The organism is Acidimicrobiales bacterium (assembly GCA_035533095.1).
GTDB lineage: Bacteria > Actinomycetota > Acidimicrobiia > Acidimicrobiales > Palsa-688 > DATLUM01.
Genome location: DATLUM010000035.1, coordinates 1 through 25,967, shown reverse-complemented (window position 1 = coordinate 25,967; position 25,967 = coordinate 1). Strand labels below are relative to the sequence as shown.

Annotated in this window: 25 protein-coding genes, 2 tRNA genes and 1 pseudogene; 10 read left to right on the top strand and 18 right to left on the bottom strand. The window is 66.7% G+C overall.

All coding sequences use genetic code 11. From position 1 onward, the window contains the following. Window positions 1-108: 108 nt before the first annotated feature. The 6 genes from VNF71_03225 to pstS (VNF71_03200) are packed head-to-tail and all read right to left on the bottom strand — an operon-like array spanning window position 109 to window position 5,632. Complete coding sequence (locus VNF71_03225; GenBank protein HVA73557.1) at window positions 109-831, bottom strand: response regulator transcription factor; 723 nt, start codon at window positions 829-831, stop codon at window positions 109-111. Beyond that, window positions 828-1,895 carry an ATP-binding protein gene (locus tag VNF71_03220; GenBank protein HVA73556.1) on the bottom strand — a complete coding sequence of 356 codons (1,068 nt, stop codon included), beginning with the start codon at window positions 1,893-1,895 and terminating at the stop codon, window positions 828-830. Before VNF71_03220 ends, VNF71_03225 begins: the two co-directional genes overlap by 4 nt. Then, window positions 1,892-2,668, bottom strand: a complete 777-nt coding sequence (pstB, locus tag VNF71_03215; protein HVA73555.1) for a phosphate ABC transporter ATP-binding protein PstB — start codon at window positions 2,666-2,668, stop codon at window positions 1,892-1,894. The genes VNF71_03220 and pstB (VNF71_03215) overlap by 4 nt, the downstream gene beginning before the upstream one ends. After that, the gene (gene pstA / locus VNF71_03210; GenBank protein HVA73554.1) at window positions 2,669-3,547 is read right to left on the bottom strand and encodes a phosphate ABC transporter permease PstA; all 879 of its coding nucleotides are present in this window, start codon (window positions 3,545-3,547) and stop codon (window positions 2,669-2,671) included. Continuing rightward, window positions 3,544-4,515 carry a phosphate ABC transporter permease subunit PstC gene (pstC, locus tag VNF71_03205; GenBank protein ID HVA73553.1) on the bottom strand — a complete coding sequence of 324 codons (972 nt, stop codon included), beginning with the start codon at window positions 4,513-4,515 and terminating at the stop codon, window positions 3,544-3,546. The genes pstA (VNF71_03210) and pstC (VNF71_03205) overlap by 4 nt, the downstream gene beginning before the upstream one ends. 4 nt (window positions 4,516-4,519) lie before the next feature. Then, the gene (gene pstS / locus VNF71_03200) at window positions 4,520-5,632 is read right to left on the bottom strand and encodes a phosphate ABC transporter substrate-binding protein PstS (protein ID HVA73552.1); all 1,113 of its coding nucleotides are present in this window, start codon (window positions 5,630-5,632) and stop codon (window positions 4,520-4,522) included. Window positions 5,633-5,900: 268 nt separating this feature from the next. Here pstS (VNF71_03200) and pstB (VNF71_03195) point away from each other — a divergent pair, with 268 nt between their 5' ends. Beyond that, window positions 5,901-6,758, top strand: a complete 858-nt coding sequence (gene pstB / locus VNF71_03195; protein ID HVA73551.1) for a phosphate ABC transporter ATP-binding protein PstB — start codon at window positions 5,901-5,903, stop codon at window positions 6,756-6,758. Between the two features lie 28 nt (window positions 6,759-6,786). On the opposite strand, the gene pstA (VNF71_03190) is transcribed toward pstB (VNF71_03195), so the two are convergent. The 5 genes and pseudogenes from pstA (VNF71_03190) to VNF71_03170 form a co-directional block, all read right to left on the bottom strand. Next, complete coding sequence (gene pstA, locus VNF71_03190) at window positions 6,787-7,629, bottom strand: phosphate ABC transporter permease PstA (GenBank protein ID HVA73550.1); 843 nt, start codon at window positions 7,627-7,629, stop codon at window positions 6,787-6,789. Then, on the bottom strand, window positions 7,629-8,714 hold the full coding sequence (pstC, locus tag VNF71_03185) for a phosphate ABC transporter permease subunit PstC (protein ID HVA73549.1): 1,086 nt from the start codon (window positions 8,712-8,714) through the stop codon (window positions 7,629-7,631). The genes pstA (VNF71_03190) and pstC (VNF71_03185) overlap by 1 nt, the downstream gene beginning before the upstream one ends. 21 nt (window positions 8,715-8,735) lie before the next feature. Next, window positions 8,736-9,872 carry a phosphate ABC transporter substrate-binding protein PstS gene (pstS, locus tag VNF71_03180; GenBank protein ID HVA73548.1) on the bottom strand — a complete coding sequence of 379 codons (1,137 nt, stop codon included), beginning with the start codon at window positions 9,870-9,872 and terminating at the stop codon, window positions 8,736-8,738. Window positions 9,873-10,074: 202 nt separating this feature from the next. Next, the gene (locus VNF71_03175; GenBank protein HVA73547.1) at window positions 10,075-10,884 is read right to left on the bottom strand and encodes an alkaline phosphatase family protein; all 810 of its coding nucleotides are present in this window, start codon (window positions 10,882-10,884) and stop codon (window positions 10,075-10,077) included. Beyond that, window positions 10,868-11,701 (bottom strand): annotated as a pseudogene (locus VNF71_03170) (alkaline phosphatase family protein). Before VNF71_03170 ends, VNF71_03175 begins: the two are co-directional and overlap by 17 nt. A gap of 310 nt (window positions 11,702-12,011) precedes the next feature. On the opposite strand from VNF71_03170, the gene VNF71_03165 reads away from it, so the two are divergent. Beyond that, a tRNA-Ser gene (locus VNF71_03165) sits at window positions 12,012-12,097 on the top strand. A 54-nt stretch (window positions 12,098-12,151) separates the two neighbouring features. Here VNF71_03165 and VNF71_03160 read toward each other — a convergent pair. The 4 genes from VNF71_03160 to VNF71_03145 form a co-directional block, all read right to left on the bottom strand. Next, window positions 12,152-12,301, bottom strand: coding sequence for a hypothetical protein (locus VNF71_03160; GenBank protein ID HVA73546.1), 150 nt, complete (start codon window positions 12,299-12,301; stop codon window positions 12,152-12,154). Between the two features lie 67 nt (window positions 12,302-12,368). Then, window positions 12,369-13,286: a hypothetical protein gene (locus VNF71_03155; GenBank protein HVA73545.1), complete on the bottom strand. Its 918-nt coding sequence runs from the start codon at window positions 13,284-13,286 to the stop codon at window positions 12,369-12,371. Window positions 13,287-13,328: 42 nt separating this feature from the next. Beyond that, window positions 13,329-13,781 carry a nitroreductase/quinone reductase family protein gene (locus VNF71_03150; GenBank protein ID HVA73544.1) on the bottom strand — a complete coding sequence of 151 codons (453 nt, stop codon included), beginning with the start codon at window positions 13,779-13,781 and terminating at the stop codon, window positions 13,329-13,331. A gap of 9 nt (window positions 13,782-13,790) precedes the next feature. After that, window positions 13,791-14,276, bottom strand: coding sequence for a GNAT family N-acetyltransferase (locus tag VNF71_03145; protein HVA73543.1), 486 nt, complete (start codon window positions 14,274-14,276; stop codon window positions 13,791-13,793). Between the two features lie 120 nt (window positions 14,277-14,396). Here VNF71_03145 and VNF71_03140 point away from each other — a divergent pair, with 120 nt between their 5' ends. Beyond that, entirely contained in the window at window positions 14,397-16,280 is a 1,884-nt protein-coding gene (locus tag VNF71_03140; protein HVA73542.1) for an ABC transporter ATP-binding protein, read from the top strand. An 18-nt stretch (window positions 16,281-16,298) separates the two neighbouring features. Here the strand turns inward: VNF71_03140 and VNF71_03135 are convergent, their stop codons facing one another. Then, the gene (locus tag VNF71_03135; protein ID HVA73541.1) at window positions 16,299-17,219 is read right to left on the bottom strand and encodes an MBL fold metallo-hydrolase; all 921 of its coding nucleotides are present in this window, start codon (window positions 17,217-17,219) and stop codon (window positions 16,299-16,301) included. A 63-nt stretch (window positions 17,220-17,282) separates the two neighbouring features. Between VNF71_03135 and VNF71_03130 the strand changes: the two genes are divergently transcribed. Continuing rightward, entirely contained in the window at window positions 17,283-18,875 is a 1,593-nt protein-coding gene (locus tag VNF71_03130; protein HVA73540.1) for an ABC-F family ATP-binding cassette domain-containing protein, read from the top strand. Window positions 18,876-18,884: 9 nt separating this feature from the next. After that, window positions 18,885-19,736, top strand: a complete 852-nt coding sequence (locus VNF71_03125) for an inositol monophosphatase family protein (GenBank protein ID HVA73539.1) — start codon at window positions 18,885-18,887, stop codon at window positions 19,734-19,736. Between the two features lie 176 nt (window positions 19,737-19,912). On the opposite strand, the gene larC is transcribed toward VNF71_03125, so the two are convergent. Together larC and larB are read right to left on the bottom strand one after the other, a co-directional pair. Beyond that, window positions 19,913-21,217, bottom strand: a complete 1,305-nt coding sequence (gene larC, locus VNF71_03120) for a nickel pincer cofactor biosynthesis protein LarC (GenBank protein ID HVA73538.1) — start codon at window positions 21,215-21,217, stop codon at window positions 19,913-19,915. Next, on the bottom strand, window positions 21,214-22,002 hold the full coding sequence (gene larB / locus VNF71_03115) for a nickel pincer cofactor biosynthesis protein LarB (protein HVA73537.1): 789 nt from the start codon (window positions 22,000-22,002) through the stop codon (window positions 21,214-21,216). Before larB ends, larC begins: the two co-directional genes overlap by 4 nt. A gap of 22 nt (window positions 22,003-22,024) precedes the next feature. On the opposite strand from larB, the gene pheA reads away from it, so the two are divergent. From pheA to VNF71_03090, 5 genes are all read left to right on the top strand, one after another. Next, window positions 22,025-22,993 carry a prephenate dehydratase gene (pheA, locus tag VNF71_03110; protein HVA73536.1) on the top strand — a complete coding sequence of 323 codons (969 nt, stop codon included), beginning with the start codon at window positions 22,025-22,027 and terminating at the stop codon, window positions 22,991-22,993. Then, on the top strand, window positions 22,990-23,631 hold the full coding sequence (locus VNF71_03105) for a nitroreductase family protein (protein HVA73535.1): 642 nt from the start codon (window positions 22,990-22,992) through the stop codon (window positions 23,629-23,631). The genes pheA and VNF71_03105 overlap by 4 nt, the downstream gene beginning before the upstream one ends. A gap of 3 nt (window positions 23,632-23,634) precedes the next feature. Continuing rightward, complete coding sequence (locus VNF71_03100; GenBank protein HVA73534.1) at window positions 23,635-24,795, top strand: hypothetical protein; 1,161 nt, start codon at window positions 23,635-23,637, stop codon at window positions 24,793-24,795. Window positions 24,796-24,809: 14 nt separating this feature from the next. Further along, window positions 24,810-24,897: transfer RNA gene (locus tag VNF71_03095), tRNA-Ser, on the top strand. Window positions 24,898-25,191: 294 nt separating this feature from the next. Next, a partial coding sequence (locus VNF71_03090) for a hypothetical protein (GenBank protein ID HVA73533.1) occupies window positions 25,192-25,967 on the top strand: 776 nt, incomplete at its 3' end.

Below are 25,967 nucleotides of genomic sequence, written 5' to 3'. Positions count from 1 at the left end.
GCAAGGAACGCTGCCGTTCCGGACTGGATCGCCTCGCCCGCAAGGGCGGCCAGGCGCGCCACGTCCTCCGCCAGTTCGGCGAGCTCGTCATGAAACAGTTTTCGAGTCTCAGTCACGGTTCTCCCGTCTGTCAGGCAACTCGTAGCGATACCCAACGCCTCGCACGGCCGTGATGTGGCTGGGCCTCGCCGGGTCGGTGTCCACCTTTGTCCTCAGGCGGCGGATGTGGACATCGAGGGTCTTGGTGTCACCCACGTAGTCCGATCCCCACACCTCGTCGATGAGACGCTCGCGGGTGATCACACGGCCTGCGCTCGACATTAGCTGCTCTAAGAGCTCGAACTCCTTCCTCGTCAGACCGACGACCTGGCCGGCGACGGTGACCTCCCGGCGGCCCTCGTCGAGGCGGACATCGCCGATCTCGATCACCTCCTGATCCAGATCCTGACGCCCCCCAGCGGGGCGTCGACGCATCACCGCCCGCATCCGGGCGACGAGCTCCCGTAGCCGGTACGGCTTCGTCACGTAGTCGTCCGCTCCGAGCTCGAGCCCGACGACGGTGTCCAGCTCCGAGTCCCGGGCGGTCACCATGATCACCGGAGTGTTCGAGATACGGCGGATGTGACGGCACACGTCCATGCCGGACATGCCTGGCAGCATCACGTCGAGCAGCACGATGTCGGGTTCGGAGGCCTCGAACATGGCCAGAGCCATAGCACCGTCGCGCGCCACCTTCGGAGTGAATCCCTCACGCTGCAGACCGACCCTCAAGGCCTCTACGAAGGACTCCTCGTCTTCGACGATGAGTACGACCGGGCGTTCCTGGCTCACTGGGGGTAGGGCAGCGTAAGGCGGAACGTGGAACCTATCCCCTCCTGGGATTCCACCTTGACCTCGCCCCCGTGGTTCTCCACCACATGCCTGACGATGGCCAACCCCAGGCCGGTGCCTCCCGTGCGCCGGTCACGGCCACGATCGGCCCGGTAGAAGCGTTCGAATATTCGATCCAGGTCCCGGGAGGGTATACCTCGACCGTTGTCGCTCACCTCGGCCGTGGCCCAGCAACCCTCCCGTCCGATGGCGACGGTGACGACGCCACCCGGCGCCGAGTACTTGACCGCGTTGTCGACCAGATTGGCGATGGCGCTCACGAGCTGATCGGAATTGCCCACCACGGACACCGGCTCGTGCACCTCGAGCTCGAGTTCGACGCTCGACTGCTGCGCGAGTGTTGCCAGACGGCCTATCGCCTCCTTGGCGACCCAGGCCAGATCGACTGGACCTCGATCACCGATGTCGCCTCCCTCCAACCTGGCCAAACCGAGGACGTCCTCCAGCAGCGAGCGTGCCCGGTCGGCTTCCCGGGTGATATGCGAAGCCAGGCGATTGATCGTGACGGCGTCGTGTTCGTGCTCGAGCGTCTCAGCCAGGAGGGCTATGGCCCCTATCGGGGTTCGAAGTTCGTGGCTGGCGTTGACGATGAAATCCCTCCGTACGTCGGCGAGCCTCTGCCTCTCGGAGACGTCTTCGACCAGGCAGGCCACCTCACCGCTGCCCAGCCGGCGAGCTGTGATCTCGAACACGTGGGCCGGAGGCCCATGAAGGTGAACCTCACGGGTGACGGGATCGCCGAGGCGGGTGCACTCCTTGGCGGCCTCGACGGCTGCTTCCTGGACGAGCAGGTTGATACCTGGATCGGGGGTCGGCGATACCAGGCGGGCGTTCTCGGTGACCGTCGAGCCATCCTCTGCGACGACCAGCACTCCGATGGGGAGGATGCCCACCACCTCGCTCAACCGGCGAGAAGTGCTGTCCGCCGTTTCGAGCTCGGCCTCCAACTCGAAGTAGTCCCGCTTCATCTCGTCGAACTGGGAGCGGAGCCTAGAGGTTCTCAACCGAACCGCCCCGTTACGTAGGCCTCAGTGCGTTCGTCGTCCGGTTTGGTGAAGATCTTCTCCGTCGGGCCTACCTCCACCAGGCGCCCAGGCCGGCCAACGCCGTCGATGTTGAAAAAGGCGGTGGTTTCGCTGACCCTGGCTGCCTGCTGCATGTTGTGGGTGACGATGAGGATGGTGAATCGCGACTTCAGTTCGACCATGAGGTCTTCGATCACGAGGGTGGAGATGGGATCCAGAGAGGCACACGGCTCATCCATGAGGAGAACCTCGGGCTCGACGGCTATCGCACGCGCAATGCAGAGCCGCTGCTGCTGACCGCCCGACAGGCTGCCTCCCGGACGGTCGAGGCGATCCTTCACCTCGTCCCACAACCCTGCGCCCCGCAGGCTCTTCTCCACGATTTCGTCGATCCTGTGACCCCGCCGCGCGCCGGCGAGCCGGAACCCGGCGGCGACGTTGTCCTTGATGGACATCGACGGGAAGGGGTTGGGGCGCTGGAAAACCATGCCCACGGTGCGCCGCAGGCCGGGCACATCGACCTCTCTGCCGTAGACGTCCTCACCGTCGAGGAGCACCTTGCCCTCCACCCGGGCGCCCGGCACGGCTTCGTGCATCCGGTTCAGGCAACGGATGAAGGTGGACTTGCCGCATCCGGACGGACCTATGAGAGCGGTGACCACGTTGGGTTCGACCGAGAGGGTGATGCCTTCGATAGCAAGGTGGTCCCCGAACCAGGCGCTCAGCCCCGCTGCTTCAATGCGCTTTCCCACTCAGCTTCTCCGAATTAGATCACGTATACGGGTTCGCGCGGTGAACGATCTCGCAAGGACGTTGAGGACCACCACTATAAGGATGAGGGTGAGGGCACCTGCCCACGCCCGGTTTACGTTCACGACGAACGCCGAACCGGCCTGTTGGTATACGAACAATGGCAGGGCTGACTGGGCCCCGCTGAACGGGTTCGAGTGGACGACCTGCGTGCCGAAGGCGGTGAGCAGCAGCGGAGCGGTCTCGCCGGTGACCCGGGCAACGGCCAGCATCACGCCGGTAACGATGCCATCTCTGGCGGTGGGGAGCACGACCCGGATGACAGTCCTCCATTTCGGCACCCCGAGTGCGAGCGCCGCCTCCCGCAGCGCGCTCGGCACCAGCTTGAGCATCTCCTCGCTGGACCGGATGACGACCGGAAGCATCAGGACTGCGAGCGCCATCGCAGCTGCCAGTCCCGAGAAGCCCTGATGTAGGCCGAGCACCCAGAAGGCGAATATGAACAAACCCGCCACGATCGACGGTAGGCCGGTCATCACGTCGACGACGAACCTGACCGACCGGCTGAACCACCCACGCTGGTATTCGACGAGATCGATGGCGACGAGCAGCCCGATGGGCACCGAGATGAGTGATGCCATGCCGACCTGCTCGACGGTTCCGATGATGGCATGGAGCGCTCCTCCGGTGGGGTCCAGGGGCCCCACACCCTTCATCGATTGGGTGAAGAAGTGGCCAGACAGGCCTCGCAGCCCACGCTGGAACGTGTAGACGGTCACGGCGACGAGGGGAACAAGTGCGATCGCCACGCAGAGGATCAGGATGCTCATCATCGCCCTGTTCTTGGCGCGCCGGCGCCTGCTCACGACGGCGACGGTCAAGGTCTCGCCTCGGCTACGCCCCCGCGGTAAACGAATGCCCGGGCGGCCATGTTCACAGCGAGCGTGATGGCGAACAGCACCAGCCCCGAGGCCACCAGGGCTGCCTGGCCCGCCGGTCCGGCCTCTCCGAATTTGGTGGCGATGTTGGCGGCGATGGTGTTCCCGCCAGGAGACAGGATGTTCCAGGTGATGTCGAACGAAGAGGAGAGGACCAACGCCACCGCGATGGTCTCGCCCAGCGCCCTGCCGAGACCGAGCATGGCGGCACCGGTGAGGCCGGGGCGGGCCGAAGGCAGAACGGCCGTTCGGATCACTTCCCAGCGGGTGGCTCCGAGAGCCATCGCCGCCTCTCGATACGCCCCGGGCACCTGCCTCAGTATCTCACGCGACAGCGACACGACGATCGGCAGGATCATGATGGCGAGAACCACGCTCGCCGATGCGACGTTACGACCGAAGGTGTGCTGGGGGTCGTCGAACAGGGGGATGAACGCGAGGTTGCCGGCCAGCCACTTTTCGACAGGGACCAGGGCCGGCACAAGCACGAAGACGGCCCACAGGCCGTAAACGACGCTCGGGACGGCTGCGAGCAGTTCGATCAGGTAGCCGACGGGACGTGCCACGGACTGGGCGGCAGCCTCAACCAGCCACAGCGCCGTCCCGATTGCCACCGGCAGGGCCATGACGAGAGCGAGGACGCTGCTCAACACGGTGCCGAAGGCAAGGGACGCGATCCCGAACTTCGGCGGCGTGTTGTCGGGGAACCACTGTTTCTCAGTCAGGAAGCGCGGCCCCGCTGACCGGAAAGCCGGCGCCGCTTTCCAGATGAGGAAGGCGGCGATGGCGAGGATGAGGACCAATACGAGGGCAGAAGCGCCCATCGAAAGACGATCGAAGAACCGATCACCCGTCGGCCCACCCCGAGGGGAAAGAGTGGGTCCCGACGCATCCGTCTCGAGCTCAGTCACAGACCTAAGCGATCGACTGGACGGCGGCTTTGTCGAAAGTGACCAGGCCCACCGGCAATGGAGCGTAGTAGAGCGAGCTCGCGCTCGACTGCCCCGGCCCGACCGCGTAGAGGAGGAAGTTCCGGAGCAACTGGGCCTTTGACTGGTTGGACTGGGACTTGAACACGACCACGTAGGTGACCGTCGATATCGGGTACACGCCCGGCATCGTCGATGCGTACGCCGGCGTGACCACGCCCTGCGCCGACGGGCTTCCGGCCGCGCTGATGGCCGCCGACACGGCGCTGCCGTCGGATGGCGACACATAGCTGCCGGCGCCGTTCTTGATCTTGGCCATCGGCAGTTGGGCGCCCTCGGCGAACGACACCTCCGCGTATCCGATCGCGCCGTCACTCTGCTTCACGGTCGCGGTGACCCCGTCGGAGCCCTTGGCTCCCGAGCCCGAGGGCCAGTTGATCGTCTTGCCCGAGCCGAGGGTCCAGGCCTGGGGTGCAGCCGCGGCGAGGTACGCGGTGAACGCGCCGGTCGTGCCCGAGCTGTCCGAGCGGTGGACCGTAGAGATCGTCGTCGACGGGAGCTTCACTCCGGGGTTGTCGGCCCGGATGCCCGGGGCGTCCCAGGTCTTGATCTTGCCTGCGAAGATGCCCGCGATCGTCGCGGGCGAGAGCTGCAGGTTGGTAACGCCGGGGAGGTTGTACTCGAGCGCTATAGCGCCTGCAGCCCAGGGAATCTGCACGACGGAGCCCTTCGACTCGAGCGCCGCCGTTTGAGCATCGGTCAGGGGGACGTCGGTCGCCCCGAAGTCAACCGTGCCGGCGGTCAGCTGTTGGACTCCGGCGCCCGAGCCGATGCCCTGGTAGTTGATGTTGGCACCGCTGCACTTGGCCCCGAAGTTCTTGATCCACTCCTGCGCGATGTTCTGCACGAAGGTGGAGCCGGCGCCGGAGATCGACCCGGACGCGCAGGCAACGGCTGAGCCGGTCGGCGTCGTGCTCGAGCTCGTGCCGTTCGTGGAGGTCGGCTTGCTGCTCGAGCTGCAGGCAGCAAGGAAGATGGCGGCGCTCCCGGCAATCGTCAACCGGAACAGGTACCTAGACTTTCCAAAGCGCTTGTTCACGGCGCCGATTGTAAAGGCAGTGGATAGCACCGGATTGTATGGTGAGCGGGTAAGCGGAAGCTGACGGCCGGGTAGCCCTTCGGTTACCTGCGAAACAAGTCTTGGACTCGCTCGGCCCGTCCGGTCCCCGCCTCCTTCCCCAAGGGCCCCGACCTGGCCGTCCCGGGTAACCGGTAGGCCGCAACAAGGTGAACAACAGGTGAACAGCTTCTTAATCTTGGGGGTTTCTCCCTCGGTGCTCCGAGACCACCCGCTTGAATGAGGAACCGTGTTCCCGGAGAAGGCGGTTGCCGACCAATTGCGGCCCGAGCAAATCAGAGAGATCGACATTCAGGGGCCCGACGTTCACGGTGAACCGGTCTTCCAGGTGGAGGACGTGTCGTGCTTCTACGGCTCGTTCCGCGCGTTGCGCTCGGTGTCGATGGAGATCCAGGAGCGGGAGGTAACCGCTCTCATAGGCCCGTCAGGGTGTGGCAAGACGACGTTCCTGCGCTGCCTGAACCGGATGAATGACATGGTCCCCAACACCCGGCTCGAGGGGCACGTCAGCTACCGCGGCGAGGATCTCTACGGGGCCCGCTTACGGCCGATGGAGATTCGCCGCAAGATCGGGATGGTCTTCCAGCGCCCCAACCCGTTCCCCAAGTCGATCTACGAGAACGTGGCGTTCGCGCCGAGGCTGAACGGGGTGCGCAGGGGCGAACTGGATGACCTGGTGGAGCTGTCGTTGCGCCGGGCAGCGCTGTGGGACGAGGTCAAGGACAAGCTCAAGAAGAGCGCGTTCACTCTGTCGGGAGGGCAGCAGCAGCGCTTGTGCATCGCCAGAGCTATTGCGGTCAAGCCCGACGTGATCCTCATGGACGAGCCGGCGTCGGCGCTCGACCCGATCGCCACCAGGGCGATCGAGGAACTCATGCGGGAGCTCGCCGACCAGTACACGATCGTCATCGTCACCCACAACCTCGCGCAGGCTCTGCGGGTCGCCGACAACACCGCGTTCTTCACGTCCGAGGTCATCGACGGTGATCGCACCGGCGTGCTGGTGGAACTTGGTCGCACCGAGGACATCTTCGCCAGCCCGCAGGACGAGCGGACCGCGGATTACGTCGCCGGCCGCTTCGGCTAGGTCTTTTTCCTAACCCCGCTTCGCCGGGCTACAGCGACGCACGCTCCATGCTCCTCCTGGAGCGTGCCGAGATGACCTTGCTCAGCGCGATCAGGATCACCAGCATGATCAAGGTCACCGCCCCGGCAGCCGCCGCGATGGCGTGCGCCCGGCTGCCCGGGATCGAGATGTCGGTGTATGTCACTCCGGTGAGATAGCCGAGCTGGTGGTGGAAGAGCGACAGGCTCGGGTTGTTGTCCGTGTAGCCGGCTGTGAACAGCAGAGGAGCGGTCTCACCAGTGGAGATCGCCAGGGCGACCACCAGGCCGCTCAGGATGCCGGGTACGGCCGGCGGGAGGATGACCCGTGACACGGTCTTCCAGCGGGCTATGCCCAGCCCACTGGACGCCTCCCGCAGCGTGGTCGGAACCTGCCGCAGAGACACCTCGGTGGTGCGCACGATGTAGGGCAGGATCAGCACCGACAGGGCGATGACGGCGGCCATGTAGGAGTAGCCCCAGTGGAAGCCGATCACCAGTGTGATGTAGCCGATGTACCCGATCACGATCGACGGGCTTCCCGACAGCACCTCCGAGAAGAACCGCAGCGCCTGTTCTGTCCGCCCACCGGCGTATTCCGCGAGGTAGATCCCCGCCGCGACCCCGATGGTGCCTGCGATGACCAGCACACCTACGAGGAGCATGAGCGTCCCCAGTATCCCGTTCTCCACCCCGATCGTGTTGGTGCGGTTGACGAAAAGGGACCAACCGAAGGCGGGCCAGGCCTGGTGGAACACGCCCATGACCACGGCGATGGCCGGCGCGGCAATGAAGACGAAGGCCAGCCAGGCGCCACCCCAGAAGAGGCGGTCGAGGAGGGTCCGGCGCCGCATCAGACGCCCCTGCCGATTGGCAGCCCGGTGTCGCTGAAGCGTCGTGTCAGGAGGCGCCCGCCGAAGTTGGTAACCAAGGTGAGAACCAGGAGAACCAATCCGAGCTCGCCCAGGGAACGAAGTCCCATGTGGGTGGGGTCGGTGAGGGCCCCGTCGAGCATCGCCGCGATCGTCGCGGCCATAGTGGAGAAGGGGGCGAAGATGCTGTGCGGGTAAATGTTGAGGGCGTCGCCGCTGATGAGAAGCACCGCGATGGTCTCTCCCAGCGCCCTGCCCCAGCCCAGGATCGCGGCGGCGATGACGCCGGTGCGGATGAAGGGCAGCGTCACGGCGCGGACCGTCTCCGACGGCGTCAGCCCCAACGCGATGGCGCCTTCCTTGGCGGACGAAGGCACCGAGCGGACCAGTTCACGGGTGATCGAGGCGATGATCGGCACGATCATGACGGCCAGGACCAGAGAGGCGGTGAGCAGTCCCTGGCCAGCACCCGTGGGGCCGGTCATCCAGGGGATGTGGAGATCGGCCAGCCAGCGATAGACCGTCCGGCTCATCAGTGGCCCGAAGGTGTAGACACCCCACAACCCGAAGATCACGCTGGGGATGCCGGCGAGAAGCTCGAGGAACACCCCGAACGGTGACTGCAGACGGGCCGGCAGCTTCTCGACCAGGAGGACCGCGCCGGCCACCGACACCGGCACCGCGAGCACCAGGGCGATCAGGGACGAGACCATGGTGCCGAACAGCAGCGGCAGGATCTCGAACTTGGCACCGTGTGCCGCGTGGTAGCCGTTGCGTACCTCGTCAGTGCCGCCGTAGAGGTTGCCGAGGGTAAACGTGCGCCCTGTGAAGAAGCCCCACCCGTTGAACCTGATCGCCGGCCACGAATAGGTCAGCAGCTTGTAAGCCAGGAAAGCAAGGACCAGGGCCGGTATGAGCGCCGCTGCGGCAAGAATCGCCCGGATGACCCGATCCGTGCGGTCGAGCTCCAGACGCCGGCGCGCCCGTGCCGGCAAGCGATGGAAGCTTGTCAGCGGGGCGCGCTCGCGTTCGGGGGTGGAGATGCTCACCTTGCGTCTACGTGGCAACCACAGGACGTTAGCGGTCCACTAACCGGTGATCTTGGCTATGGCCGCCTGAACCTTCGGGACCACGCTCGAAGGAAGGGCGACGAAGTCCTCCTCGGCCAGGTAGGAGGTGGTGCTCCCACCGTTGGGATCCATGGCCCAGGCCAGGAAGGTCCGGATCGCCATCGCCAGGTCCGAGCTCGACTGCTGGCTCTTCACGATGATGTACTCGAAGTTTACGATCGGGTACGACTGAGCGCCCGGCTCGAAGATCAGGGGAGCGGCCAGGTTGTCCGGCACGTTGCCCGAGCCGGCACTCACGGCAGCCTCGATGTTCGCCTGCGCCGGCTGGACGAAGTTGCCGTCCTTGTTCTGCAGCATGACCTCTCCCAGACCGGCCGACTGTGCCTGTGCCTCAGCGCTGACCCCGATGTAGGCGATACATCCCGCGGTGGCGTGGCAGGTCTGGACCATGCCGGGGTTGCCGTTGGCCGTCAGCTCGCCCGGCGCCGCCGGCCAGGTGACCGTCGTGCCGAAGGCGGGGCCGTTCTGCCATTCGGTGTTGGTGGCGCTTAGGAAGCTGGTGAAGATGAAGGTGTCACCGGAAGAATCGATGCGCCGCACCGGGACCACGGTCGTGGCCGGGAGGCTCACGCCGGAGTTGAGGGCGGCAATCGCCGGGTCGTTCCACTTGCTGATCTTGCCCTCGTACATCTTGGCGATGATGTCGCCGCTCAACTTGAGGTTGGAGATACCGGGCAGGTTGTAGTTGACCGCCTGGGCGGAGATGACGATGGGGATGTTCATCAGCCCCGGATTGCTGGACAGCTGGGAGGGGCTCAGGTAGGCGTCCGAACCGCCGATCTGGGTGGTACCGGCGATGGCGTCGCTGATCCCCTTGCCCGAACCGCCGGGGCCGGGGTTTAAGGTGATGTTGGCGAACGCGCTGTGCAGCGGGTCTACCAGCTCCTGCAGGAAGGGGTAGAGGAGCGTCGACCCGCTCTCGTTGAGGGTCACAGCGCTGGTCGGGTTGCCCGTGACGGGCGTTGTGCTGGTCGCCGGGGGGGTCGTAGCGGCCGTCGTTGACGAGGTGTTCGACTTCGACGACGAGGAGCATGCGGCAACGCCAAGGGCGGCAACAAGTGCCAGGGGGACGAGTCGCTTCACGATTCTTTTCACACCTCTCGAATCTTGTTGGTCGGCTGCAGGTTTGCGCACCCCGTTGAACGCACGGTGACGAGACGGGTGGCCGGATCGGAAACGGCGGGTTAAATCTTTGGTTTCGCCGTTTGCTTGAGGCCGATGCGGACGCGGTCAGGGCCGCCCTCACGGGCGGCCCTGACCAGGGGGCGGGGCTGCAAGATCGACGCTGGGGGGCGTCCTACTGGGTAGTCGAGCCCTGGGCGGGTTCCCCGGTGACCGGGTCCAGGAAGAGCGGGTGAGCGCTGGGGTGGGCGAAGTCGAACATGCTGTCGAGCGAGCCCGCCCAGGCGTCGGCCGACCCGCCGGGGATGCGCTGACCACCGAGCCAGTTGTCCTCGATGAAGCGCACCACCGATGTCTGCGTGCTGAACGAACCGTCGACGAAGTTGAACCGGCTGAACGGCGAGATCACGAGGAGCGGGATCCGGGGCCCCACGCCACAGCGTGCCTGCTGCCCGTCGTAGACCCCGGCGGAGTTGCTCCCGCAAGATGCGGCACCGGTCAGCGTGTCCAGTGACGTCTGGGACTGGTCGAGGATCGGCCCTTCCTGGTGGTCGTACCAACCGTCGCTGTCATCCCAGTTGACGACGACCGCAGTGCTGCTCCAGCTGGGCAGCCGCTCGAGGCGGTTGATGGTGTCGACCAGAAACTGCTGCTCATCCAGCGGGTCGGAGTAGCCTGCGTGGCCGTCCTGCGCGGCGGGAGCCTTCAGGTAGGAAACCGCGGGCAGGTTGCCGCTGTCGGCGGCTGCCCAGAAGTCGCGGAGGTCGTACTGATGGTTGGCCTGGTCGGTGTGCCCGATCGCCGCTTTCGACGAGGGCGGTGCGTGGAAGGGGTTCGCGGTCGACTGGTAGTACTGGGAACGGCTCGTGGTGGGGGATGTAGTCGGTCGTCGAGCCCCCGTCGGCGACCCTGGTCGTCTGGCCGGTACAGACCTGCGAGAGGTTGTCGGTGGAGGGCTGGCCCGAGATGTAGCCAGGACTGGCAAAACCGCCCTGGAACCAACCCCAGGTGATGCCTTGCGAGTTCAGCAGGTCGCCGATGTTCTCACCGCCCATGGCGATCGTCGCCGCGGCCGTTTTGTGGTCCTCGCTGTAGGAGCACACGTCGAAGTAGGGGTCCGCGTCGCTGTACATCGTCCCGGCACCCTGCGGCTGCGGTGAACCCGGAGTCGGACTCGGGATGCTTGAGGAGGATCCTCCGGCACACGGAGTGAAGGTCGGGTTGTACACGGCGGAGGCGGGTCCACAGATCGCTCCGAAGGTGTTGCCGGAGGTCACGTTGACGGCTCCGGGCGAGGAAGGCCCGAAGGTCGTGCCGTACGAGTTGTCGCTCATGGAGAAGCGCTGCGCGTAGTTCCACAGGGCGGTGACGGTGTTGCCGTCGTAGTAATCCATCACCTGATTCGGATCGCACCCTCCGCCCTTGGCTCCGGTGCTCTGGACGAACTGGTCCATGAGCCCGTGGTCGAACGCCGTCTGCTCCGCGGTGTAGCCGTGGTCCTGGTCACAGGTCATGGCCTGGCTGCGATCCAGGCGCGCCGGATTGGAGACGTTGGGGTTGTCGGTCAGGAGCCCGCTCGTCAGGCCGTTGACCGATGGTGTCGACGACGCCGGAGTGAACGACGGCTCACCCGCGGGGTTCGCTGCGTTGGGGTAGGTCGCGAAGTAGTGGTCGAACGAGACGTTCTCTTGGAAGATCACTACGAGGTGCTTGATCGGGGTCGCGGTCGGCGCCGAAGCGGCCGCCTGGTTACCCGCCTCACGTCCGGGGTCGGCGGCCGCCGACAAGCTCCCGCTCAACATGAGCACACCCGGGACCAGACATCCGGCCGCCAAACCGGCCAAGGCTGTGCGCCTCCGTCGTCCCAGCATCGTCGTTCTCCGTTGCTTCATGGGTACCTCCCGTCGGGATTTCCTTGGTTGCGGGGGGACCGTATCGACGGCGATTTACGCCAAAGTCAACGGAGACCGACAGGAGGCGCATGATTGGGCAAACCTTCGGGGTACTAGGACGGAGCGACTCGGCTGAGCGTCCTCGCAGAAGGCTTCCGGACCGACTCGTCAGCGGGTCCAGCGGCCGTTCACTTAGACTGAATTGCGCTCCGGCCAGCCTGGAGGGATGCGAGAGCGGCCGAATCGGACGGTCTCGAAAACCGTTGTGTCCATTGGGCACCGTGGGTTCAAATCCCACTCCCTCCGCCGGCGAGCGGCCCGGATTCCCCCACACGACGGGGGTCCGGGCCGCCCCGCGCGTCACACCACCAATTCCACCTGCGACACGGTGACCGCCCGGCCGCCGAGCACGTGCGCTGCAGCGAGGGTGGCATGCGGGATGACCGCCACGGCAACAGGATTCCCCGAGAACGGCCGGTCGGTGAAGGCGTCTACCACGGTTCGGTGCACGCGATCATCTTCTCTCGGACGCTTCCACTCGCTCCTGGCGTTCCGACGCGGTGTCGAAGGAGCCCTTCTAGCTCGGGTGGCTGCTCACCAGGTCGCTGACCGAGTGCAGCTTGAAGTTGAAGGCCTCGTAGGTGCCGCTTATGTCGACCTGCTCGTGCAAGGGCAGGCGCACCGCCGGCGAGTACCAGTCCACCTGGGTTCCCGAACCGGTTACCTGGCCGCTGATGTTGAGCGTCGAGTCGATGACCCAGACGGTGAAAGTCTCGCCGTCTTTCAGCGTGACCGACTGGGTGCCGGAGATTCTGCCCTGCACGGACACGGTGAAGCTGCCGCAATTGCCCTGGGAGCTGAACGTCTCCCCGGCCGCCGGCGGCCACGGCGGCGCAGCGATCGGGGGGTTGAACGTGCAGGTGGTGTTGCCTTGCGGGCCGGCCTCGGTCGCAGAAAGGATGAACGGCCCGTTGGACCGGTACTGGGTGTCGGTGTTCGCCGGCGGGTTCTTGGTGTCGATGTAGCGGTGTGACACCTGCACGCCGTTCGACTGGACCGGGTCGACGACGAGCGTCCCCTGCGGCGGCTCGCTGGACGAGAAGCCGGGGCCCGTGACGCTGCCCGATTGGTCGACCGTGTAGGTCCCCGGTGCGGCCGCTGCAGGCGCACCGTTGCCGCTCGGAGACGATGTGCCGCTCCCGGCCGCAGCCGCGGAGTTCGCGTTGCCCGACCCCCGGGAGACGACCGTCGTGGTCGTGACCGCCGGTGCCGCTCGTCCCCCACCGGCGGGCGGTCCCGAACCGCCGGAGGCGGTCGAGGACGTGGTCGATCCGGCGACGGCGGGCGAGCCGGAACCCGCAGCTGAGCCGAGAGAAGCACCGGTGCGTTTCTGGGCCCCTCCGCAGCCGGCCGCCAGCGAACAGAAGAGACCGAGCACAGCCAGGCCGGCCGCCGTGTGTCGCCAAAGCGCCCCTGGGTGGACCAACGATGCCATAGCGGACATCGTGGCCCATACAGCTACCGGAAGGCCAACCGGTTACGAAACGGCCGGCTCGCAGATTACGACTGGGATATCCCGTTGGGTCCGTCGCTGGTAGCCGGCGTAGCCCTTGTAGGAGGCGACGATCGCCGGCCACATCGCCGCCTTCTCCTCCGGGTCAGCGACGCGAGCCCGCAGCCGCCGCACCTCGCCGGTCGATATCACCTTCACCTCCACGTCGGGGTTGGCGACGAGGTTCCGGAACCACTCGGGGTCGCGATCGTCACCGCCTTTTGAAGCGACCAGCACGACCTTTCCCTGGTCGATGATCGGCGCTGTCAGGAGCGTCTTGCGGGGAAGCCCGCTCTTGCGGCCGGTGACGGTCAGCTCGACGGCGGGCATGCCGAACGGCGCGGTGAGCAGGCGTCCCTGACTCGCCCTGAGGATGATCCGGTGAGTGATGTTCATGGCCTTGAGCCCCGCGTCGGCCACGACCTCCTTGAGTGCCATGGGCGAATGCTACGGCGCCCCGGCGAGATGGCGTTCGAAGCGCAAGAAGTCGGGGTCACGGCCGGTCTGCACCATGCCGGCGGATTCCATGACCCGCTTCGAGGCGACGTTGTCGTCGCTGGTGCGCCCGACCACCGTGGTGACGCCCGCGGATTCCGCGATGCCGATGATCATCTGCAGTGCCTTCTTCGCGACTCCCCGCCCCCGGGCACCCGGAACGACGCCGTAGCCGACCTCGACCACCCCTTCCAGGGGTGGAGAGTGGAACCCGATACCCCCGATCACGATGCCGTCCTCGACTATCTGGTAGTAGCCGAATCGGCTCGTCGAGTGGGGTCCGGCGCCGGGCGGCAGGTGGCTGACGTAGGAGGCGCACGCACGCGAATCGCCGTCGAGCGGGTACCCGTCAGCCCACGAAAGATCGCCAGGGTCGTGACGCCGGCGGATCACCCGCTCGGCCTCCGCCCTCGTCACGAGGCGCAGCTGGAGGTCCACCGCCGCAATCTTGCCTCGCCAATCCAAGACGATGTTGGTCCAACATGATGGTGGGAACAAAGACCGGCCGCCGCGTGGTTGCCCCGCTCGGACGGTGAACGCCGATCAACTGGAGATGAATTGAAGGGTTACCGAGGAGCCCACCGGGATCCCGAGGAACTAAAGGCCGCAGCTGTCACCAAGGGCACCCTGCGGCGCATGTGGCGATTCATGGCGCCCTACCGGCGCAGGCTGGCCGTGTACCTGCTGACCATCCTGGCCGCGGCGGGTGTCGGCACGATCCCGCCGCTCCTCGTCGCCGAGCTCATCAACCAGGGCATCTACAAGCACAACATGCACCTCGTCGACATCCTCGCCCTGACGATGGTCGGGCTCGCCCTGTTGACGACCGTGCTCTCTCTGATCAACAGGTGGTTCGGCTCGTCGATCGGCGAGGGGATCATCTACGACCTGCGCGTCCAGCTCTACGACCACGTCCAGCGGATGCCGGTCGCGTTCTTCACGCGCACGCAGACCGGGTCGCTCATGTCCCGCCTCACCAACGACGTTCTCGACGCCCAGAACGCCGTCGGCACCGCAGCGTCGGTGCTGTCAGACCTCTTCACCTTGGTGGCCACCCTCTCCGCAATGTTCGTTCTCAGCCCGGGCATCACCGGTCTGGCGTTGGTCGTGCTGCCGCCGTTCGTTCTCCTGGACCGGCTCATGGCCGGGCGGATCAGCCGGCTGTCCCGCCGGCGGATGCAGCTCAACGCGGACATGAGCGCGACCATGACCGAGCGGTTCAACGTCGCCGGCGCGCTTCTCGTAAAGCTCTTCGGCCGCCCCGACACCGAGTCGCGTGAGTTCTCCAAGCGGGCGGGGGCAGTCCGTGACTCAGGGGTGAAGCTGGCGTTGATGAGCCGGTACCTGTTCGCGGCGTTGTCCTTGGTCGGGGCGGTCGGGACCGCTGCGGTCTACTGGCTCGGCGGGCGAGCCGCCGTCGAAGGATCGATCAAGGTGGGAACCGTCGTCGCGCTCGCCGCCTTCGTCACGCGCCTCTACCAGCCGCTCACCGACCTGGCGAGCACGCGCGTCGACGTGCTCGGCGCGATCGTGAGCTTCGACCGCGTCTTCGAGGTGCTCGACACACCTCCCGCGGTCGCCGACCGGCCCGGCGCGGTCGAGATGCAGCGGATCGAAGGGCGTGTCGAGGCACAGAACATCTGGTTCAGGTACCCGGCGGCCGCCGAAGTGTCGGTGGCGTCGCTCGAGGCGACATCCGACCGTGCCAACGACCCGCTCGGTACCGAGCCGGGGGCGTGGGTGTTGAGAGACGTGTCCTTCCTAGCGGAGCCGGGGACGATGACGGCTCTGGTGGGCCCGTCGGGTGCGGGCAAGACGACGTTGTCGGGCCTGGTGCCGCGCCTGTACGACGTGGTTGACGGCTCGCTCCTCATCGACGGCCGGGATGTCCGCGACGTCACCCTGGCGTCGCTGCAGCGCGAGATAGGCGTTGTCACGCAGGACGCCCATCTTTTTCACGACTCCATCGCGTCGAACCTGCGCTACGCGAAGCCTGAGGCGACCGACGAGCAGATCGTCTCCGCTTGCAGGGCAGCCCGCATCCACGACCTGATCGCCTCGTTGCCCGAGGGGTACGACACGGTCGTCGGCGAGCGCGGCTACCGGTTGTCGGGAGGCGAGAAGCAACGGTTGGCGATCGCCCGCGTGCTGCTCAAGGATCCCGCGATCGTGATCCTCGACGAGGCGACCGCTCACCTGGACTCCGAGACCGAGCTCCTGGTTCAGCAGGCTCTGGCCGCAGCACTGTCCGGGCGGACCTCGATCGTCATCGCCCACCGGCTCTCGACGATCCAGGCAGCCGATCAGATACTGGTGCTCGATGCCGGCGAGATAGTCGCTCGCGGCACGCACACATCTTTGATCGCCGAAGGTGGGCTGTACGCCGAGCTGTACCAGACGCAGTACCTGCGCGGCGCCGAGGAGTTGGCACCCGCGGGCTAGAAGGTTCGCAGGACTTCTTCAGTGCGGGTGGGGATGGCCCTTGGTGGTCTCCAGCCAGCGGCGCAGGCCAGCGGCGTTGGAATGGATCCCGTTGAGGGTCTCGAGCCTCGCTCGCTGCTCGTCGCCGACGTCCTTCAGTCCGGGGCTGAACTCCTGCGTCAGGGCTTCGGCGATGTCCTCGCCGGCCCGCCACGCCCGCTCCGCGGTCTCGGCCCAGGCGCGCAGCGTGTCCTCCGCCTCCTCGAGCATCTCCATCGGTTCGGGCAGCAACCCGTAGTGCGCCAGGGCGACGCCCGCCGGCTTGCGGTCGCGGAACTTGCGCAACGAGGTGACGGCCTGGTCGAGGTCGAAATCCGCCGGCGGCGTCGCGGGGCGGAGAACGCCGGCGTCGGGAAGTCGCACCCCCACCGCGTCGCCGGCGAAGAGGATGCCGCTCTCGCTGTCGTGAAGCGCAAGGTGGTGCTTGGCATGACCGGGCGAGTCGATGGTCGTGAGGGTCCTGCCGGGCCCGATCTCGATCGTCTCGCCGTCCTCGAGGACATGCACGCGCTCCGCCGGCGTCGGGTCAAGCCGACCGTACAGCGAGTCGAGCAGGTCCCCGTAGACCATCGCCGCTGATTTGACGAGACGCTCGGGATCGACGAGGTGGCGCGCGCCCTTCTCGTGGACGTAGACCGTCGCGCTCGGGAACGCACGGGCGACGTCTCCCACACCGCCGGCGTGATCGAGGTGGATGTGGGTTACTGCGATGCCGGCGAGGTCCTTGGCCGACAGGCCGTGGTCGTGGAGCGCCTGGAGCAGCGCCGGCACCGAGGTCTGGCTGCCCGTCTCGATGAGGACCGGCTCGGGCCCCTCTATGAGGTAGCCGGCAGTGACGCGCGACCAACCGCCGAGCAACGTGTCGATTTCGACGACGCCGGGACCGATGCGTGTGCCCATGTCGTCGGACAGTACGCGCAAATCCGGTACCGCCCGCGCCGCTCTCTCCGCGATCATGGAAGGGTGCTCGAAGCCCGCAACCTCAAAATCGAGGTAGGGGGGCGCGTCACGCTGGAGGACGCGTCGTTCATGGTGCGCGCCGGCGACAAGGTCGGTCTGGTGGGACGCAACGGCGCCGGCAAGACCAGCCTGCTGAAGGTCCTCGGGGGCGACAACCCACCGGCGGCCGGGAAGGTGACGGTGCAGGGAAGGCTCGGGTTCTTGTCGCAGGACCCCCGTTCTCTGCGGCACATTTCGCAGGTGACCGGATTGAGTCACATCCTGTCGGGTCGCGGTCTCGACGAGGCAGCGGACCGGATGGAGAAGCTCCGCGTTGCGATGGAGGAGTCGCCCTCCGAGCGTGCTGTCGCCCGGTACTCGCGAGCGGAGGAGCACTTCGCCGCTCTCAACGGCTACGCGGCGGAGGCGGAGGTGCGCCAGCTGGTCGCCGGCCTGGGACTGACCCCGGGCCGCGTGGACCTACCGCTGCGAGTGCTCTCCGGCGGCGAACGACGCCGCGTCGAGCTGGCCCGCATCCTCTTCGCCGGCTCGGACGTGTTGATGCTCGACGAGCCGACCAACCACCTCGACAGCGACGCCAAGAACTGGTTGATGGGCTTCCTGCGCGACTACCGCGGAGCGCTGCTCGTGGTCAGCCACGACCTCGACTTGCTGGACGAGGCGATCACGCGAGTCCTGCACCTCGACGAAGGAGAGATCGTCGAGTACAAAGGGACCTACTCGCAGTACCGCGAGGCGCGAAAGGCCGACGAGGAGCGTCGGCGGAAGCTGGCCGGAAGGCAGCAGGCCGAGATCAAGCGGCTGTCGGACCTTGCGGAGTCGATGCGCCACCAGACTGCGAAGCGAGCGCGTACGGCGAAGTCTCTCGACAAACGGGTGGAGAGGTTGCGAGTGGGCGCGGTGGGAGCGCCACTGAAGAGCGACCGCAAGTACAAGGTGCGCTTCCCGTCGCCGCCCCGCGCGGGTCGGGTCGTGCTGGAGGCGGAGGGACTGGCGCAGGCGTACGGGGGGCCTGCCGTATTCGAGGGTGTGTCGTTTGCCGTCGAGCGCGGCGAGCGCTTGTTGATCATGGGATTGAACGGCGCCGGCAAGACCAGCCTGTTGCGGATACTCGCCGGTGAGGCACGCCCAGTGGCGGGCGAGTTCCGCACGGGCTTCGGAGTCAGCCTGGGCTACTACGCGCAGGAGCACGAGGGGATACAGCCTGGTGTGTCGGTCATCGCGCACATGCGCGAGGCTTCGGACGTGCCCGAGGTCGAGCAGCGGAACCTGCTCGGCATGTTCGGGCTGAGCGGAGAGATCGCCTTCCAGGACGCCGGCACGCTGTCGGGCGGCGAGAAGACCAAGCTCGCCCTCGCTCAGCTGGTCGCGGGCAAGCACAACCTGCTCCTACTCGACGAGCCGACCAACAACCTCGATCCCCCCTCGAGGGAGGCGATCGGCGCCGCTCTCGCCGGGTGGCCCGGGGCGATGGTGATCGTGAGCCACGACGTCGGATTCGTCGCTCAGCTGGCACCAAGCCGGGTGCTGCTCATGCCCGACGGCACCGAGGACGCGTGGAGCGACGACATGATCGACCTGGTGGCGCTCGCTTAGGGTTCCGGCGTGCCAGATGCCGAGCATGTCGACGACCTGCAACTGGCTCTGGGGCTCTGCGACGTCGCGGACCGGATCACTCTGGCAGCGTTCCGTCGCCCGGATCTGGCCGTCGAGACCAAGCCCGACCTGACGCCGGTGACCGAGGCGGACCGGGCCGTGGAGCTGGCGCTGCGGGAGGAGCTGGGCCGGCGCCGGTCCGGGGACTCGGTGCTGGGCGAGGAGTTCGGCGAGGGAGCCGGCACCGGCTCCGTTGGGGACGGCACGAGTGGGGGCGGAACGGATGGCACCGGCTCGGGGCGGCGGTGGATCGTGGACCCCATCGACGGGACCAAGAACTTCGTTCGCGGCATACCGGTCTGGGCGACCCTGCTGGCGCTCGAAGAGGCCGGCTCGCTGACGGTCGGCGCCGTGTCGGCACCGGCGCTGGGGCGGCGGTGGTGGGCAGGGCGCGGAATGGGCGCCTTCGCCGGCGCTCCCGGAGGCGCGGGTGCGCCGATCCGGGTGTCGCGGGTGTCGGCGCTCCGGGATGCCCAGGTGTCAGGCGGCAGCCTGTCGGGCTGGGAGGAACGTGGCGGGCCGGCCGGGGTGGTCGCGCTCGCGCTGCGCTGCTGGAGGGACCGGGCGTTCGGGGACTTCTGGTCGCACATGCTCGTGGCGGAGGGAGCCTGCGAGATCGCTCTGGATCCGGTCGTATCCCTGTGGGACCTGGCGGCGGTGAAGGTGATCGTGGAGGAGGCGGGAGGTCGCTTCACCGATCTGGCGGGCGTGACGCGTGCGGACGGGGGCAGCGCCGTCAGCAGCAACGGGTTGTTGCACGATGAGGCGCTGTCGATCCTCAACGGGACCGGCGCCGGCTGAGCGGTTCAGCCGGCTGACCAGAAGAGGAAGTGCGGCTGCCCACGAATGGAACAGGGTTCGCCTGCGGAGCGGATCCAATGTGGTTCTCTGTCCTGTTCGCGGCCGGCGCCCGGGCCCAAGTGGACAGGGTTGGGCGGTCCGGCGGCCATATAGAGCGAACCCTGTCCGGTTAGCGATCAACCCGCCGGCGGGTGCTGGTCGCTCGGGCCGTCGGGCAGTGGGAGGGAGCTGATGGTGGAGCCGCCCGACCCGCTGCCGGCGCCGCTGGGCCCAAGGCCGGCACCGGCATCCAGCCGCCGGTGCGCTGCCTCCTCCGCCCTGCGGGCCACCTCGCGCACGGGTAGGCCGATCAAGCGCGCCACGCGGACGGCATCGTCGTGCTCCGCCTTGATGCGACGCGGACCTTGCTTCACGCGCACCGGGTAGCCGCCGACCTCGACCTCGGAGAACTGCCGCTCCGACGGCCATCGCTGCCACGTCTGCGCACGGACACCGAGGGTGCCGGTCTCGTCGGCCAGCACCTGGCGCAGCCGACCCACTGCCGAAACGTCGCACAGCACGCTGACGACGTGTGCCGGCCGTCCCTTCTTGCCGGTGACTGGCGTGACCCACGCGTCGAGGGCGCCGGCGCCGATCAGGGCACTCAATGTGGCACCGAGTATCTCCCCGGTCACGTCGTCGACGTTCGCCTCGAGGACGACTACCGGCTGGCCGTGCGGGAGGTCGGAACCCTGCGCTCCCGATCCGCCGGCGGTACCGGCGACCGCCGAGCCGATCACCACCTGGACCGCGTTGGGCAGCCCGTCGATCTCGCGGGTGCCGGCGCCGAAACCCGACGCGGTGATGTCCATTGCCGGCATCGGGCCCCACCCCTTCACCAGTGCGGAGAGCAACGCCGCGCCGGTGGGAGTCGTCAGCTCGTACGGGAGCGCGGTGCCGTAGGTGGGCGCCCCGTGCAGGAGCTCGACGACGGCCGGCGCCGGGATCGGCAGCGCGCCGTGAGAGCTCTGGACCATCCCCGTTCCCTGCGCGACCGGGCTGGCGTAGATCTCGTCGACACCTAGCAGCTCCAGCGCAACGCACGTGCCGACGATGTCGATGATCGCGTCGGTCGAGCCGACCTCGTGGAAATGGACCTGCGACGTCGGCCGTCGGTGCAGTCGGCCCTCCACCTCGGCGAGCCTCGCGAACGTCTCCAGCGCGCGCTGGCGCGCTCGCTCGGGCAGCCGTGCCTCGGTGATAAGGCCCACGATGTGGCCGTAGGTGCGCACCACCTGGGTGTCGTGTACCCGAACCCGCGCGTGCGTGCACGCGAGGCCGGAACGCATCACCTGCTCGCCCTCGAGTGACCATCCCCCGACCGGAAGCGCAACCAGCTCCCGCTGGATCAACCCCAGGTCTGCGCCGGCATCGACCAGGCTTCCGAGCGCCATGTCGCCGGCGATGCCGGCGAAGCAGTGCCACCATGCGACGGTGGTCAACGCGCGACCTCCGGGGTCGAAGCGAGCCGGCGGGCCGGGCCGAGGATCCGCGCGACGGCGTGCGCCGCTCCGAACCCGTTGTCGATGCCCACCACGACCATCCCGGACGCGCATGACGCCATCATCGACAAGAGCGCAGTCACGCCCTCCAGCGACGACCCGTACCCGACGCTCGTCGGCACCGCCACCACGGGAGCCGCCGTCAGGCCGCCGACCACGCTCGCCAGCGCTCCCTCCATCCCCGCGACCACGACAACCGCGTCCGCGGCCTGAAGCAGATCGACGTGCACGAGCAAGCGGTGCACGCCGGCGACTCCGACGTCGGCCACCAGCGCGGCGCCGAACCCGAACGCACGCAGCGTCGCCCGGCACTCCTCCGCCACCTCTAGATCCGCTGTGCCGGCCGTGACCACCAGAACCGCTTCTTCCCTCAAAGACGCCGGTCGCCAAACGACGGTCGAGCCCGTCACCACCGCGCCGGGAAACGCGGCACAGACCGCGGCGATCTGCTCCTCGTCAGCCCGGCTGAGCACCACCGGCCCGCCACCGTCGCTCTCGCCACCGGCCGACAGCAGCTCGCCGACGATCCCCACGCACTGGTCGGGTCTTTTCCCCGGTCCGTAGACGGCTTCGGGCAACCCCTGGCGGAGTTCGCGGTGGTGGTCGACCATCGCGTACCCCAGCTCGGCAAACGGCAACCGGCGCAGGCGGCGGACCACCTCGTCGGCGTCGACGTCGCCGGCGGCGAGCCGGTCGAGCAGTTTTCGAAGGGCGGCGGCATCCATTACGGCTCTATCCTGCCCGCCCATGACCGGTGCCGTCTCCCCGCACGCCACGATCGGCTTCCTGGGACCGTCGGGCACCTTCACCGAGGAGGCGTTGCGCAGCGACCCCGGTCTCGCCGGGGCGCAGCGCCGACCGCTCTCGTCCTTCGTGCACGTCCTCGCCGGCGTCGCCGACGGTGCCGTCGACTACGGGTTCGTTGCGCTGGAGAACTCGATCGAGGGGACCGTGTCCATCGCGCTGGACCAACTCGTGTTCGAGCGGGACCTGATAATCGTCGGCGAGGTCGTCCTGCCTGTCACCCAGAACCTCCTCGCGGTCCCAGGGGCGGAGGTGGCGCAGATCAAGAGGGTGGTGTCTTTTCCGCATGCGACGGGACAGTGCCGGGCGTGGTTGAGCGCGAACCTGCCCGACGTGCAGGAGGTGGCGGCGACGTCGACCGCAGAGGCGGTGAGGCAGGTCGGCGAGGAGCGCGATCCTGCGACCGCAGCGATCGGGACGGTGCTCGCTGCCGAGCTGTACGGCCTGGAAGTGGTGGCCGGAGGCATCGAGGACCACGTCGACAACTCGACGCGTTTTGTGCTGGTCACGCGCCCGGAGAACGGGATCCCCGCGCCGACCGGTCACGACAAGACGAGCATCGTCTGCTTTCAGTCGTCGGACCATCCAGGGAGTCTGCACGGGATCCTGGGGCAGTTCTCCGCGCGCGATCTGAACCTGGTAAAGCTGGAATCGCGCCCGACGAAGAAGGGGCTCGGCGAGTACTGCTTCATTATCGACTTCGAGGGACACGTCGCGGACGAGGTCGTTGCGGACTGCTTGCGCGACCTGCACACCGGGCTGAGGAAGCTGAAGTTCCTCGGTTCCTACCCCGCGGCGGGCGAACACGGCGCTGACCGCCGCCGACACGCCGACCGCGCGTGGCGGGCCGCTGACAAGTGGATACACGACCTACGTTCCACCGTCGTGCCGAGCAACAAGGAGAACCAATGACCTTCGACACCTCCGTCACCGACCGGCTGCTCACGACCACGCGCGCCGTACGCAAGAGGCTCGACCTCGACCGGCCCGTCGAGGAGTCGGTGATCCTCGACTGCCTGCGCCTGGCCATCCAGGCACCGACTGGAAGCAACGCCCAGGGATGGCGCTGGGTAGTCGTAACCGACCCGGACAAACGATCGGAACTGGCGCGTATGTACTCCGAGGGAGGCGCGGGCTATCTGAAAGCCGCCGCCGGCCAGGAGAAGGACGACCAGACGCGGCGGGTCTACGAAAGCGCGCTTCATCTCACCGAGATCCTCGGCCGCGTCCCGGTGCACGTGATCCCGTGCATCGAAGGGCGGGCCGACAAGGCGCCGAACATCGTCTCCGCCTCGACGTACGGGTCGATCATCCCGGCGGCATGGAACTTCATGCTCGCGCTGCGAAGCCGGGGGCTCGGTTCCGCATGGACGACGCTGCATCTGTTCAAGGAGAAAGAGGCGGCCGATTTGCTCGGAATCCCCTTCGACAAGGTTACGCAGGTCGCCTTGATCCCGGTGGCGTACACCGTGGGTCAGGACTTCAAGCCGGCGAAGCGCCCTCCGGTGGAGGGAATCACCTACTGGGATTCATGGGGGTCAACGCGGTAAGACTTGGCTGAGCGCTGGGAGGTTTTCGCTGTGGTTGCTGCCATCGATTGCGACATGCATCTGTTCGAGCCGGTCGACATGTGGGAGCGTTACTGCGATCCGGCGGGGCGTGATGCAGCGCTGCGGATGGTGCCCGACGATCTCGGGTACGTGTGGCTTGTGTCGGGTGACCGGCGGATCTGGCTGGCGGAGCCGCATCAGCCGAAGCGGCCGTCCACGATCGGCACCTACCAGAACCGCCAGCGCGACGGACTTCCCTCGACGATGGACTACGAGGAGTTCGCTGCCCCCTATTCCGATCCGGCAGCTGTAGTACGTCATCTCGACTCGTCCGGCTTCGACGCCGCGGTGCTGTTCCCGAACTACGGGATCGTGTTCGAGCGACCGCTGGAGCCCGACCCGCGGGCGACCCTGGTCAACATGGGAGCGTGGAACCGCTGGATCTGCGAGGAGATCGTGCCGGCTGGTGGTGGCCGCCTGCATCCCGTGGGGCACGTGAACCTGACCGACCGGTCGTGGCTCCTCGGGCAACTGGCGGCCCTTGGCGGCGGTGACCTGCGGCTCGCGTTGATTCCGCCGGGTCTGGTCAATGGTGTACGCCTGTCGGATCCGTCGCTCGACTGGGCATGGTCGGCATTCGTGGACCACGGGATCACGCCGGTGTTTCATGTCGCGGAGCAACCGCGGCCGTTCGACGATGCCTGGTACGGCGAGCAGGGGCTGGCACGGTTGTCGCCGCTGTCGTCCATCTTCCTGTGGACGGGAGTGGCACTCGCGCTGACCGACCTCATCATCAACGGCGTGCTGGAGCGGCACCCGGATCTGCGCCTGGGCGTGATGGAGCTGTCCGCGGTGTGGGTGCCGTTGCAGATGATGATGATGGACGGAGGCTTCTCGTTTGCTGCGGCGTTCAACGGGGAGTCGGTGCCTCTCTCGCTGCGCCCGAGCGAGTACTTCCGCAGGCAGGTGCGCGTCGCCGCGTTCTCGTACGAGGGCCCGGCCTCTCTTGCAGAACAATCCGGCGACATCTTCATGGCGTGCAGCGACTATCCCCACACCGAGGGGACCGACACGCCGCTCGCGGACTACGCCGCCGCCGGCGTGACGCCCGAGTCGCAGCCGGCGCTGTTCTCGGACAACATCCGCTTTCTGCTTCGCAGTTAGTCTGAGAACTCACGGGAGGGATGGCAGAGCGGCCGAATGCGAAGCTCTTGAAAAGCTTTGAGATTGCATAGATCTCCGTGGGTTCAAATCCCACTCCCTCCGCGCGTTAGCCCATTCTTAGCATCATCAGGCTCCAAATGAGCAAAATCCTTTGCTGCGCAAGGGAGAATTCTCTAGTCGCGAGACTGATGTGGTTGGCTGACTCGAATCGGCCGGTACGAATGTGCATGAAGTGTGGCCATAGAGAGGCCATAATTTGGGCACTGACTCACTTGACGCACCCAGGCGGGTACGATGACCGCCGGTCATTGGGTGACCCTCCACTCGTCACGGGGCCATCCCTATCAAGTCTGGGAGTTCTCCGTGCCTCGAATCCCCGATCAGATACGCAAGTCAGTGTTCTATCTGTACTCGTCACGGGAAAATGCGAATCAGGGGAAGCCGCAGGGCGGCTGCGGATTCCTCATTGACGTCCGCAGCACTCGGACTGGGCAGAACTACCGCTACGCCGTGACCAATATCCATGTGGCCTTTCAGGGTGGAACGTGGGCGCGAGTCAATACCGCCGATGGCAGCGTTGAGGTTTTCGAGATTCCCCAAGGAACCTGGAAACCGCATCCAGATGGCGATGACGTAGCGGTAGCCGCGTTCAGACCGCCCCAGGACACTGACCTAGATATTGCAGCGATCCAGTGGGAAGACCTGGTTGGTGAAACCCGCGAACAATGGGAGGCTCGGGCCAGCGAGTTGAACGTCGGGGTTGGAGACGACGTGTTCATGATCGGACGATTCATCGCCCACGATGGCGGCCAGCGCAACGAGCCCTTAGCACGTTTTGGCAACATCGCCATGATGCCCGGCGAACCCGTTAAGGATGGCCGAGACCTGCTTGTGACGGCCTACTTGATTGAGATGCGGTCCCTGCCGGGATTCAGCGGGTCCCCCGTCTTCCTGTGTATCGGAGCGGGGAGTTACCGCGGAGTTTACGGGTCGGATGGCAAGGCAAAGATGATGCCCTTCTACACCGAGACGGTCGGGCTTCTGGGTATCGACACGGGCCACAAGATGCTTTCGCTTGAAGTCAGGGACAAGCAGACTCGTAGAGAAGCGCAGGTTCCTTGGTATGTGCTCCAGAACACAGGAGTCTCGATTGTGGCTCCGGCTTCAAAAAT

Bases quoted from the DNA above. Each gene is read 5' to 3' on its own strand.
- pstA (HVA73550.1), bottom strand. From the start codon at position 7,629: ATGCGGCGCCGGACCCTCCTCGACCGCCTCTTCTGGGGTGGCGCCTGG.
- VNF71_03155 (HVA73545.1), bottom strand. From the start codon at position 13,286: ATGGCATCGTTGGTCCACCCAGGGGCGCTTTGGCGACACACGGCGGCC.
- VNF71_03150 (HVA73544.1), bottom strand. From the start codon at position 13,781: ATGGCACTCAAGGAGGTCGTGGCCGACGCGGGGCTCAAGGCCATGAAC.
- VNF71_03135 (HVA73541.1), bottom strand. From the start codon at position 17,219: ATGGGCACACGCATCGGTCCCGGCGTCGTCGAAATCGACACGTTGCTC.
- larB (HVA73537.1), bottom strand. From the start codon at position 22,002: ATGGATGCCGCCGCCCTTCGAAAACTGCTCGACCGGCTCGCCGCCGGC.
- pheA (HVA73536.1), top strand. From the start codon at position 22,025: ATGACCGGTGCCGTCTCCCCGCACGCCACGATCGGCTTCCTGGGACCG.
- VNF71_03105 (HVA73535.1), top strand. From the start codon at position 22,990: ATGACCTTCGACACCTCCGTCACCGACCGGCTGCTCACGACCACGCGC.